Consider the following 13,057-nt stretch of genomic DNA (forward strand, 5'->3'; position numbering starts at 1 on the left):
TTCGAAAACCCTTGTCTGAAATTCATGATGACAAGGGTTTCCGTTATTTATTTGTTACACGTTTTAATTGTAGCAGGGGGAATAGGTATGGATAATTCAAAACAAGAAAGAATGAGTATATTACTACAACAAATCCAAATGAATATGGACCAAGTCAACCAATTCTTTGAGAATAGTTTATTAGAACGTTTGGATGTATATAAAAATGAAAAAAAATGGCATTTTCATGTTCAAGTCAGCCGTGTATTACCAGTACAGGTTTATCAAGAATTTCATGCAAAACTACAAGAAGCCTTTAGTAAGATAGCCGCTGTTGACGTAACAATTAATCCCCAAGATAACAAATGCGATCCTGAAGTAATAGGTGACTATTGGCAGTTGTATATACATTCCACGCCAGACTTGTCACCAGCTTATCGGGATTTAGTTTATAATCAAAAACCTCGGGTTAACAATAACAAAATTATGTTAACTTCAAGAAATAATGCAGAAGCTACTGCAGTGAAAAAAAGGTTGGAAGATAACTTTCGTGCATTTAGTAAAAAAGTTGGTATTCCATTTTCCGCTCTAGAAGTTGAGGTTAAAACCGAGGAAGCAGAAATTAAAAAATTTAGAGAACAAAAGGCATTAGAGGATCAGCAATTAGTTATGAAAACCATCCAGGAAAAGGAAAAACGTGATCAGCAAAGACTAACTGATCAAGAACAGCCTTTCACGATTGGATATAAAATTCAGGATGAACCATCACTTATGGAAGAAATTCAAGAAGAAGAGCGCCGTATTACGGTACAAGGATATATATTTGACGTTGATATTCGTAAATTGCGTTCAGGGAGAAGTTTGCTCATCGCGAAGGCTACGGATTATACAGATTCTCTCCAAATTAAAATGTTTTCTAAAGGTGATGAAGATGCGGCAAAATTTGAGCAGTTAAAGAAAGGAATGTGGGTTAAAGCTAGAGGAAGTATTCAAACGGACATGTATTCGAATGAATTAGCAATGATGGCTAATGATATGCATGAAATTAACGTTGAATCTCGGAAAGACTTTGCTGATGAGAACGAAAAGCGTGTTGAATTTCATGCCCACACGACAATGAGTCAAATGGACGCTGTTGTATCTCCTGGAAGGCTTGTTGAACAAGCAGCAAAATGGGGACATAAGGCTATTGCAATTACGGACCATGCCGGGGTACAAGGTTTTCCGGATGCTCATGCTGCAGGGCAAAAACATGGAATTAAGGTAATGTACGGTGTGGAAGCGAACCTGGTTGATGACGGGGTTCCAATCGCATACAACGAACACGATTTAGATTTGGAAAACGGTAGTTATATAGTTTTTGACGTTGAAACAACAGGATTATCCGCTGTTTACGACACCATTATTGAGCTTGCTGCTGTAAAGGTTCATCGTGGCGAAATTGTTGATCGATTTGAATCATTTGCTAATCCTCATCATCCATTGTCTCAGACGACTATTGATTTAACAGGAATAACGGATGATATGGTAAAAGATGCCCCAGAAGTAGATGATGTATTGAGAGATTTCCATGAGTGGAGTAAAGATGGAATTTTAGTAGCCCATAATGCCAGCTTTGATATTGGATTTTTGAATCAAGGATACCAGCGTATTGATTATGATAAAGTAACTAATGCGGTTATTGATACATTGGAATTGGCTCGGTTTTTATTCCCAGAATTAAAAAACCACCGTTTAAATACGCTATGTAAGCACATGGATATTGAATTAACTCAACATCATAGAGCGATCTATGATGCAGAAGCTACTGGTTATTTATTATGGAAATTAGTCCAAAAGCTTTTAGAAAAGGATATTACGAACCATAATCAATTAAATGATCATATGGGTGAAGGTAACGCTTATCAACGATCTCGACCATTCCACTGTACCTTAATCGCTAAAAATGAAGAAGGATTAAAAAACCTATATAAACTTGTGTCACATGCACATATTGATTATTTTTATCGTGTTCCAAGGATCCCACGATCATTATTACAAAAATTGAGAAGTGGTATTTTAGTAGGAACAGCCTGTGATCAAGGTGAAGTATTTGAAACGATGATGCAGAAATCAGCTGAAGAAGCAGAAAGTGTTGCTGCATTTTATGATTATATTGAAGTCCAACCACCGACAAATTACACACATTTGATCGAGAAAGACTTAGTTCAAAACGAAGCACAAATACTTGATATTATAACAAAAATAGTTGATTTAGGTACTCGAATTGATAAACCAGTTATTGCAACTGGAAATGTTCACTATATTGAGCAACATGAAAAGCTATATCGACAAATATTAATTGCATCTCAAGCGGGAAACCCGTTAAACCGTGTTACATTGCCTGATACACCATTTCGTACAACAAATGAAATGGTAGAATGCTTTCATTTCCTAGGTGCAGACAAAGCACATGAAATTGTTATTGAAAATACGCAAGCATTAGCCGACTCGATTGATACCGTTTCTCCAGTAAAAGACGGGCTTTTCACACCAACAATCGAAGGTGCAGACCAAGAAATGCGAGATCTTTGCTATTCTCGTGCCAAATCTATTTACGGAGAACCAGTACCACAAATTGTGGTGGATCGATTGGAAAAAGAATTAGACAGTATTATAAGTAATGGATTTTCAGTAATCTACCTTATTTCACATAAGCTAGTTAAAAAATCACTTGATGATGGCTATCTAGTTGGTTCGAGGGGCTCCGTTGGTTCGTCCCTTGTTGCGACAATGACCGAAATTACAGAGGTTAATCCATTACCACCTCATTATGTCTGTATGACTTGCCATCACAACGAGTGGATCACAGATGGTTCAGTAGGTAGTGGATTTGATTTACCAGATAAAAACTGCCCGAACTGTGATACAGCATTAACAAAAGATGGACAAGATATTCCATTTGAAACTTTCTTAGGTTTTAAAGGGGATAAAGTCCCGGATATCGATTTGAATTTCTCTGGAGAATACCAACCAAATGCCCATAACTATACGAAGGTTTTATTTGGTGAAGACAATGTTTATCGTGCAGGTACCATAGGTACAATAGCAGAGAAAACAGCTTATGGTTATGTTAAAGGATATGCTTCTGATAAGCAATTAGTCTATAAAAATGCTGAGGTTGACAGACTGGTGCAAGGTTGTACTGGAGTAAAAAGGACGACCGGACAACACCCAGGTGGAATAATTGTAGTCCCTGATGATAAAGAAATTTTTGATTTCACACCAATTCAATATCCTGCTGATGATCGTAAAAGTGAATGGAGAACAACCCATTTTGATTTCCATTCTATTCATGATAATTTATTAAAGCTAGATATACTGGGACACGATGATCCGACCGTTATTCGTATGCTCCAAGATTTAAGTGGGATAGATCCTACGACCATTCCCACAGATGATAAGGAAGTAATGAAAATTTTCTCTGGTCCAGAATCACTTGGAGTTACAGCAGAGCAAATTAATTGCAAAACAGGAACATTGGGCGTTCCTGAGTTTGGAACTAGGTTCGTAAGACAAATGCTTGAAGATACGAAGCCAAGTACGTTTTCTGAGCTCGTTATTATATCTGGTTTATCCCATGGTACCGATGTTTGGCTTGGTAATGCCGATGAATTAATAAATGATGGAATCTGTACCTTAGCAGAAGTTATCGGTTGCCGTGATGACATTATGGTGTATTTGATGCACAAAGGGTTGGAGGCTTCATTAGCTTTTAAAATTATGGAATTTGTTCGTAAAGGAAAAGGGCTACAGGACGAATGGATTACTGAGATGAAAAAGCATGGCGTACCAGATTGGTATATTGAATCTTGTAAGAAGATTAAATATATGTTCCCAAAAGCGCATGCCGCTGCATATGTATTAATGGCTGTACGAATTGCCTATTTTAAAGTTCATTATCCAATCTATTTCTATGCTGCTTACTTTTCGGTTCGAGCTGGAGACTTTGATATCAATACAATGGTGAAGGGATCAGATGCGATTCGAAAACGCATCGAGGAAATTTCTGTAAAAGGGCTTGATGCATCACCAAAAGAGAAAAACTTAATGACTGTACTAGAAATAGCACTTGAAATGTGTGAACGTGGATTCTCATTTCAGAAGGTCGACTTATATAAGTCAAAGGCATCAGAGTTTATCGTAGATGGAAATACGTTAATTCCACCATTTAATGCGATTGACGGGCTAGGAACAAATGCAGCCATTAATATTGAGAAAGCACGTGAAGATGGTGAGTTTTTGTCGAAGGAAGATTTACGTGAAAGAAGTAAAATTTCTAAAACAGTTTTAGAATATATGGATAATCATGGATGCTTAGAAGGAATGGCAGAGAAGAACCAATTATCTTTATTCTAAAGCATAAAATGTAAGAGTAAGTTAAATGCCTCTGAATTGATGTAATTCTAATATCAGAGGCATTTATAATGTTTTCTTATCCTATGCATCGTATTTTTTGATGATGCTTTAGCCATTAATAATGAATGTAGCGCTGCGTAAACCTCTGCAAAAAGTGAAGCATTATGCCATAGCGACTTCTTAACCAACTTTCATTAGAAATGGAAAGATGAAACAAAAGGGTGCGGACGCATTATTTGTAATAAGCGATGAATACCTAGTATGGAGGTTGTTTGTAAGAGTTTATCCATAAAATTCGTATACATATACTTATTAGAAAATTAAGGTTTTTGTTATAGAAAGCCATACGCGCGATATGCTATAATAAAATACACGATTGATGTGATCATTATCACGTATTTATTTTAATTATTGTAAGGAAGTGAATGCTTTGGACCTAACGTATCAAGAAAACATGAAAATTCACGATTTTTTAGTAGCGAACAAGGCTATATTTGAAGAGAATTTATTAAATGAAGCGGTAAATGTCCGAGATAAAATTGATGAGATCCATTACATAGGCAATATTAATTTATTAAAAAACGCACATAAATTAGTACTCCTCTTTGTAGATGAGGATGTTGATGAAGTTACGAGGTTCGCTAAACAGGAAGGCGTTTTATGGGCAAAGTTTTCTTTAACCTTGGCATTCAAACTTGAATGGTTACAAGCGATACGTAGAACACTATGGAGGTTTTTAAGGGAATATGATATTCATAGTGGACAAATTGAGACGAATGATCAATTTTATGAATTAGAAAGCAGAATAAACGATTTAGTAGATCTGTTTTTGAATTCTTTCTTTATCAGCTATTCCAAATACAAGGATGAATTAATCGAAGCCCAGCGTAAAATGGTCGATAATTTATCAGTACCAATTATTCCGATTACACCATCTGTCTGTATCCTCCCATTAATTGGTACTATTGATACTTATAGAGCTAGTATTATCGAAGAAAAGGTATTAATTGAAATAGGGAAATTACGGATTCAGACATTAATAATGGATTTATCAGGGATTGCAGAGATGGATCATGAAGCAATTAAACATTTCCTAAAACTACTTGACGCCATTTCGATGATGGGAGCCAAATCCGTTATAACAGGTTTAAGACCAGAAATTGTAAGGGAAATGGTAAAGCTAGACATTGATTTTGGATCCAAAGCGGATACAAAAGGCTCGCTTCAAATGGCCCTAAAAGATTACTTGAATATGGATATACCTTCTGATCAAACAATATCATCTATAAATCTAATGACACAGTAAGTGTTTTGTTATTTTGTTGCACAAGTGCTATTCTTATGTTATATTAAAAAAGTAATGATATGAACGGTAAAAGAGTGGGTGAACCCCACTCTTTCTTTCATACGTACAATTTTCAGCTTTTGTCGTATCCCTTGCCCATTAATTGGCAAGGGTTTTATATTGAATATGACTAGTGTCATACATAAGGAAATGAAATTGTGTTTATTTGTCCATAATAAAAAGAAATAGGCAACATCGTAAAGGAGGATAAGAATTGAGCTCTCAAGTTATTCAGACAACTGAAGAATTAGTTTCACCAATATTAGCTGATCGAAACTTAGAATTAGTTGACGTCGAATATGTTAAAGAAGGACAAAACTGGTTTCTAAGGGTGTACATCGATAAAGAAGGCGGTGTCGATATAACAGAATGTGGCGAAGTGTCGGAACAACTAAGTGAAAAACTAGATGAAGTAGACCCGATTAAAGATGCCTACTTTCTTGAGGTATCATCTCCAGGAGTGGAACGTCCGCTAAAGACGAAGGAAGATATTGCAAGTAATATTGATAGTAATGTATATATCAAATTATATGAGCCCATAAATGGAGAAAAAGAATACCAAGGTATTTTAAAAAAATTCACGAATGATATTGTCACCTTAGAATATAAGGTGAAAACCCAGAAAAAACAAGTTGAAATACCATATGATAAAATCGCTAAAGCAAGGCTAGCAGTTTCATTATAAAGGGGGAAAAGGAAAGTGAGCAGTCAGTTATTTGACGCGATTGAACATTTAGGAAAAGAAAAAGGTATTGACAAAGATGTGTTATTAGAGGCATTGGAAGCTGCTTTAATCTCAGCTTATAAGAAGAATTTTAAATCGGCTGCTAATGTGCGTGTTGATTTAGATGAAAACGCAGGAACAATGCGTGTTTTCTCTAGAAAAACAGTTGTTGAAGAAGTAGAAGACAACCAACAAGAGATCTCTCTGGATGAGGCAAAAAAAATCGATCCTAACTATGAATTAGAAGATATCATCGAAGTAGAGGTAACACCAAAAGACTTTGGCAGAATTGCTGCACAAGCTGCAAAACAAGTTGTTACTCAACGAGTTAGAGAAGCTGAGCGCGGTGTCATTTTTGGAGAATATGCTGATCGTGAAGAAGATGTAATGACTGGAATTATTCAGCGTAAAGATAATCGTTTTGTTTATGTTAATTTAGGGAAAATTGAAGCAAAGCTGGCAGAGTCAGAGCAAATGCCGACGGAAGAATACAACATTCATGATCGTATCAAGGTCTTTGTTACAAAGGTAGAAAATACAAGTAAAGGACCACAGATTTATATTTCTCGATCACATCCAGGACTTCTAAAAAGACTATTTGAAATGGAAGTACCAGAGATTTATGACGGTATTGTGGAAATTAAATCTGTTGCCAGAGAAGCTGGAGATCGCTCGAAAATATCTGTTCATGCACCAGATCCGGAAATCGATCCGGTGGGGTCATGTGTTGGTCAAAAAGGGCAACGAGTTCAAGCCATTGTAGACGAACTCAAGGGAGAAAAGATCGACATTGTGGAGTGGTCTGAGGATCCGGTTGTTTATGTATCCAATGCTTTAAGTCCTTCCAAAGTAGTAGACGTACTCGTAGATGATGAGGAAAAATCAACTACCGTAATCGTACCTGACTATCAATTATCGCTAGCTATCGGTAAACGGGGTCAAAATGCCCGATTAGCTGCTAAACTAACTGGATGGAAGATTGATATTAAGAGTGAATCGGAGGCTCGTGAGGAAGGTCTCCTTTCTGAAGAACCAACAGAACTAGATGAAAATACTTATTCTGACATCGATGAAGACTTGTTCGAATAGAGGAGGTATTTTATGGTTCAAAAACGAAAAATTCCGGAACGTAAATGTGTCGTAACAAATGAAATGAAACCAAAAAAAGAACTCATTCGAGTAGTTCGCAACAAAGAAGGAGAGGTCTTTGTTGATCCTACGGGTAAAAAAAATGGTCGTGGTGCCTATTTATCTAAAGATCTAGAAGTCATTGAAAAAGCCAAAAAGTCGGGAACATTAAATCGTCAATTAAATACTGAGATTGACTCGACTATTTATGATGAGCTTCGTGAACTAATCCTTGGTGAAAATAATGCAAAATAACTATTTGAATATGCTTGGGCTTGCCTATCGAGCGAGAAAGTGTTCCTTAGGTGAAGAAACCATCGTTAAAGATATCCAAAAAAAACGTGCGAAATTAGTACTGATTGCAAACGATACTGGTGCCCAAACACATAAAAAGTTAACCGATAAATGTAACACATATAATGTTCCTTATGTGATCGTTGATGATAGAGATACACTGTCAAAAGCGATCGGAAAATCCCAGAGAGTAGCCATTGCAATTTTAGATCAAGGTTTCGCTACTAAGATTAAGTCGTTACTCGGGTAAATAAATTCGGGGGTGAACGTATGAGTAAAATGCGTGTATATGAATATGCAAAACAAAGCAACACGAGTAGTAAAGAAGTAATAAATTACCTTAAAGATTTGAATGTAGAAGTATCTAACCATATGTCTACAATTTCTGATGATATCATTACCAAATTAGATGCGAAATTTAAAACAAATAATAAACAGGATAACAAAAATTCCAAACAATCAAATGCTAATGAGAATTCCTCACAAAATAAAGCTAAAAAACAGGGGAATTCTGGTGCGAATCATAGAAATGAACAAAATCGTAATAATAAGGGAAAGCCTCATTCTAAAGGCAATCCTCAGCAAGGTCAGAAAAACAAGCAGCAAAATCGCCAAAATAAAAATAAGAAACAACAAAAACATAATAATAACCAAGCAACTCAAAAACAACAACCTGCAGTTAAAGAAACACCAAAGGAAATTAAATATTCAGGTACGCTAACGGTTAGTGAATTAGCGGAAAAATTAAATAAAGAAGCATCTGAAATTATTAAAAAATTAATGTTCCTAGGGGTGATGGCAACTAAAAACCAAGATTTAGATGATGATGCAGTTGAATTGATTTGTTCTGAATTTAATGTTGAAGTTGAAAAAGAAATTGTACTAGAAGATACGGATTTTGATAAATATATACAAGAAGATGATGAAAAGGACTTGCAAGAAAGACCATCTGTTGTAACTATCATGGGCCATGTAGACCATGGTAAAACAACGTTACTAGATGCTATTCGACATACGAAAGTAACAGAGGGCGAAGCTGGTGGGATTACACAGCATATTGGTGCGTACCAAATCGAAAGCGACAGCAAAAAAATTACTTTCTTAGATACACCAGGTCACGCTGCATTTACAAGCATGCGTTCACGTGGTGCTCAAGTAACTGATATTGCTATTTTAGTTGTTGCTGCTGACGATGGAGTAATGCCACAAACAGTTGAAGCGATCAATCATGCCAAAGCTGCCGAAGTACCAATTATCGTCGCGGTGAATAAAATCGATAAAGAAGGGGCCAACCCTGACCGTGTAATGCAGGAGTTAACGGAATATGAATTAATTCCTGAGGATTGGGGCGGTAATACGATCTTCGTACCACTTTCTGCACTCCAAAATGAGGGTATCGATGATCTAGTTGAAATGATTTTACTTGTTAGTGAAGTAGAAGAATTAAAAGCAAATCCAAATACAAATGCATTTGGAACAGTAATCGAAGCGGAATTGGATAAAGGTCGTGGATCTGTAGCAACTTTACTCGTTCAAAACGGTACACTTCATGTTGGTGATTCAATTGTAGTTGGAAATACATTTGGTCGTGTACGTGCAATGGTTAATGATCTTGGCAAACGTGTTAAAGAGGCAGGACCATCAACACCAGTTGAAATTACTGGATTAAATGATGTCCCTCAAGCTGGTGATCAGTTCTTGGTGTTTGATGATGAGAAAAAAGCTCGTCAAATCGGTGAAGCGCGTCAACAAAAACAAATCCAAGAAAATCGTGGCGAACAGTCGAAAGTAAGTTTAGATGACCTTTTTGAACAAATTAAACAAGGTGAAATGAAGGAAATTAATGTTATTTTAAAAGCGGATGTGCAAGGTTCTGTAGAGGCTTTAGCATCTTCATTGCAGAAAATTGAAGTAGAAGGCGTTAAAATCAAGATTATCCATACTGGGGTAGGGGCAATTACGGAATCAGATATTATTTTAGCTTCTGCTTCCAATGCAATTGTTATTGGGTTTAATGTTAGACCAGATGCAAATGCTAAAAAAGCAGCCGACTCTGAGAAAGTAGATGTCCGCTTGCATCGTGTTATTTATAAAGCGATTGAGGAAATCGAAGCAGCAATGAAAGGCTTACTTGATCCAGAATTCGAAGAGAAAGTTATTGGGCAAGCAGAAGTACGTGAAACATTTAAAGTGTCACGAATTGGTACAATTGCGGGAAGTTATGTAACAGAAGGTAAAATAACTCGTGATGCAGGTATACGTCTTATCCGTAACGGAGTAGTTCAGTTCGAAGGTGAAATTGACGCCTTAAAACGTTTCAAAGATGATGTAAAAGAAGTAGCCACAAACTACGAGTGTGGAATAACAATCAAAAACTTTAATGACATTAAAGAAGGCGATGTTATCGAAGCATTTGTTATGGAGGAAATTGAAAGGAAATGATCTTTTACGCTGAGGTAGAATGTATCATGTATGAGGGACATTCACTTAAACAAAAGCGTTCCGTTATCAAACGGATTATGGCGAAATTACGAAATGATTTTAATGTCGCTATAACTGAAATGGACTATCATGATTTATGGCAACGGACTAAATTTGCCATTGTCACGGTATCAAATGAACGAAAACACGGAGAGCAAGTGATTCAAGAAGTGTTACATGTAATTGACACTTATTCCGAGCTCGAGCGTACGATTACCAATGTCGAACAGTTATAGTTCTAAGATCTAAAAACGTAGACGCAATTTTACTGCCCGTTTCATTCGGGATAAAGAGGTGGTAGAAAATGAGTAATTTACGAGCAAGTCGAGTAGCAGAGCAAATGAAGAAGGAATTAGGAGAAATTTTAACACGTAAGATTAAAGATCCAAGAGTTGGCTTTGTTACAGTGACGGATGTAGAAGTAACAGGTGATTTGCAACAAGCTACAATTTATATATCAGTACTTGGTGACGAAAAGAAGAAGCAAGACACATTGTTAGGTCTTGCAAAAGCTAAAGGATTTATTCGCTCTGAAATAGGTAATCGTATTCGTTTACGAAAAACACCTGAATTAAACTTTGAATTCGATGAAGCTTTAGATTATGGTAATCGTATCGAAACAATATTACGTGATTTAAACAAATAATACTAACTAAAATCTGACTCGATTCTACTTACGGAAGGAGTCAGATTTTTCCATATCAATAGTGAAAGGCAGACACTATTGTTGGGAATTATTCCCTCAAACTCGTATTGCAAAAGGAGTAAATGAACATGAATGGCATTTTACCTTTATGGAAACCAAGAGGAATGACTTCACATGACTGCGTAATTCGAATTCGCAAACTATTTAAAACGAAAAAAGTTGGGCACACAGGAACCTTAGATCCCGAAGTTGAAGGGGTATTACCGATTTGCATTGGACAGGCAACAAAAATTGTCCCTTTTCTAACCGATACGAAAAAAAAATATCTTGCTGAAATAATGCTTGGCACCGCAACAGAAACGGAGGATAGCCAAGGTGAAATTATTGAGCAAATGGATGTAACAGAAATTCCATCTAAACAGAATATTAAAAACGTGTTACAATCTTTTAAGGGCGATATAATTCAAATTCCCCCCATGTACTCTGCAGTAAAAGTAAACGGAAAAAAACTCTATGAATATGCTAGAGCGAATCAACCGGTTGAACGCCCAAAAAGAATGGTGACAATATATGATATCGAGCATTTGCCATCCGACAAGGAAAATCAACCAACTATAAAAATGAAAGTGGTTTGCTCCAAAGGTACATACATCCGAACTTTATGTGTAGATATAGGGAAAAAACTTGGATATCCTGCGCATATGTCTGATTTAGTACGGGTTTCCACTGGATCAATTTCAAGTGAACAAACAGTAGGTTTTCAAACGATAGAACGGGCTGTTAAAGAAGAACGGCAAGAAAATTTATTGTTGCCAATAAGTAATGGTCTCACTCATTTAGAGAAATTACATGTTGATTTATATACAAAGCAAAAGGTTTTAGTTGGCCAAAAATTAACTAAACCAACTGCTGTAGATCAGGATCGACCTTTTGTTGTGATGCACGGTGATCAAGTATTGGCAATCTATCAAATTCATCCCGATAATCCAAAGGAAATCAAACCGGTTCGTGTATTTTCGTGAGCAAGGAAATTAGAGGTGATTAATGATGAGAACGATTGAGTTAAGCTTCCCCCATACATTAACTTTAAACGAATTACCAGAAACAGTAGCCGCCATTGGTTTCTTTGATGGGATACATAAAGGACATCAACATGTGATTGAAACAGCTGTACAAGAGGCCAGCAACAATCAAATGGAGAGTGCAGTTATTACATTCCATCCTCATCCATCTGTTGTCTTAAATAAATCTGAAAAACAAGTTAAATATATTACACCGATTAAAGAGAAAAAAGCAATTCTTCAAAAAATGAATGTAGATCGATTATACATCATTACGTTTAATAAAGAATTGTCTAATTTATCTCCACGTGAATTTATTAATCACTTTATTGTAGGTTTACATATTAAGCATTTGGTTGCTGGTTTTGACTTTTCCTATGGACATAGAGGAAAAGGAAATATGGATAACATTGACGATCATGCACAAGAAAGGTTTACATATACAAAGATTGATAAAGTAGTCCTTGACGGTGAGAAGGTGAGCTCGACAAGAATACGAAAATTACTCGAAAATGGTAATGTAGAGAAAGTACAAGAACTACTAGGTAGACCACTATCCATTACTGGTGAGGTTATTGAAGGAGCCAAGCGTGGTAGAGAACTAGGGTTCCCAACAGCTAATCTTTTTATAAATCAGGATACGTTATTACCAAAACCAGGCATATATGCAGTAAAGGTAATAATCAAAAATAATGTATATGAAGGTATGGCAAGTTTAGGAATCAATCCTACTTTTACAGAGGATCGAATTGACTTATCCCTGGAAGTTCATATTTTTGATTATAATAATGATTTATATGGGGAAGAATTACAGTTGCAATGGCATAAGTTTATAAGAGATGAAGAAAAGTTTGATAATGTGGATCAACTCATCAAAAAAATAGAACAAGATGAAACGATTATTCGAGGATTTTTTAGTTAATCTATGTTTTTACTGCATTTATCCTTGCATTTTTCTTAGAAAAGTTGTACGATATAAAAGTTGAAACCTTCGCTTGGCA

General features: G+C 36.1%; 11 protein-coding genes. All 11 read left to right on the plus strand.

What is annotated here, in order from left to right; genetic code table 11:
• Window positions 1–87: 87 nt before the first annotated feature.
• The 11 genes from BMX40_RS02680 (at window position 88) to BMX40_RS02730 (ending at window position 12,978) form a co-directional block, all read left to right on the plus strand.
• On the plus strand, window positions 88–4,377 hold the full coding sequence (locus tag BMX40_RS02680) for a PolC-type DNA polymerase III (protein WP_090866576.1): 4,290 nt from the start codon (window positions 88–90) through the stop codon (window positions 4,375–4,377).
• A gap of 454 nt (window positions 4,378–4,831) precedes the next feature.
• The gene (locus BMX40_RS02685) at window positions 4,832–5,683 is read left to right on the plus strand and encodes an STAS domain-containing protein (protein WP_090867196.1); all 852 of its coding nucleotides are present in this window, start codon (window positions 4,832–4,834) and stop codon (window positions 5,681–5,683) included.
• A 253-nt stretch (window positions 5,684–5,936) separates the two neighbouring features.
• On the plus strand, window positions 5,937–6,407 hold the full coding sequence (rimP, locus tag BMX40_RS02690) for a ribosome maturation factor RimP (protein ID WP_090866578.1): 471 nt from the start codon (window positions 5,937–5,939) through the stop codon (window positions 6,405–6,407).
• A gap of 15 nt (window positions 6,408–6,422) precedes the next feature.
• Window positions 6,423–7,535: a transcription termination factor NusA gene (gene nusA / locus BMX40_RS02695; protein ID WP_090866579.1), complete on the plus strand. Its 1,113-nt coding sequence runs from the start codon at window positions 6,423–6,425 to the stop codon at window positions 7,533–7,535.
• A gap of 12 nt (window positions 7,536–7,547) precedes the next feature.
• Window positions 7,548–7,829, plus strand: a complete 282-nt coding sequence (rnpM, locus tag BMX40_RS02700; protein WP_090866581.1) for an RNase P modulator RnpM — start codon at window positions 7,548–7,550, stop codon at window positions 7,827–7,829.
• Window positions 7,819–8,118: a YlxQ family RNA-binding protein gene (locus BMX40_RS02705; RefSeq protein ID WP_090866583.1), complete on the plus strand. Its 300-nt coding sequence runs from the start codon at window positions 7,819–7,821 to the stop codon at window positions 8,116–8,118. The genes rnpM and BMX40_RS02705 overlap by 11 nt, the downstream gene beginning before the upstream one ends.
• 20 nt (window positions 8,119–8,138) lie before the next feature.
• Window positions 8,139–10,310 (plus strand): translation initiation factor IF-2, encoded by a 2,172-nt coding sequence (gene infB / locus BMX40_RS02710; protein ID WP_090866585.1) that lies wholly within the window; start codon window positions 8,139–8,141, stop codon window positions 10,308–10,310.
• On the plus strand, window positions 10,307–10,585 hold the full coding sequence (locus tag BMX40_RS02715) for a DUF503 domain-containing protein (RefSeq protein WP_090866587.1): 279 nt from the start codon (window positions 10,307–10,309) through the stop codon (window positions 10,583–10,585). Before infB ends, BMX40_RS02715 begins: the two co-directional genes overlap by 4 nt.
• A gap of 68 nt (window positions 10,586–10,653) precedes the next feature.
• Window positions 10,654–10,995: a 30S ribosome-binding factor RbfA gene (gene rbfA / locus BMX40_RS02720; RefSeq protein WP_090866589.1), complete on the plus strand. Its 342-nt coding sequence runs from the start codon at window positions 10,654–10,656 to the stop codon at window positions 10,993–10,995.
• 128 nt (window positions 10,996–11,123) lie between these two features.
• On the plus strand, window positions 11,124–12,017 hold the full coding sequence (truB, locus tag BMX40_RS02725; protein WP_090866591.1) for a tRNA pseudouridine(55) synthase TruB: 894 nt from the start codon (window positions 11,124–11,126) through the stop codon (window positions 12,015–12,017).
• A gap of 25 nt (window positions 12,018–12,042) precedes the next feature.
• Window positions 12,043–12,978 carry a bifunctional riboflavin kinase/FAD synthetase gene (locus BMX40_RS02730; protein ID WP_090866593.1) on the plus strand — a complete coding sequence of 312 codons (936 nt, stop codon included), beginning with the start codon at window positions 12,043–12,045 and terminating at the stop codon, window positions 12,976–12,978.
• Window positions 12,979–13,057 lie beyond the last annotated feature (79 nt).

The organism is Oceanobacillus limi (genome assembly GCF_900111445.1).
GTDB lineage: Bacteria > Bacillota > Bacilli > Bacillales > Amphibacillaceae > Ornithinibacillus > Ornithinibacillus limi.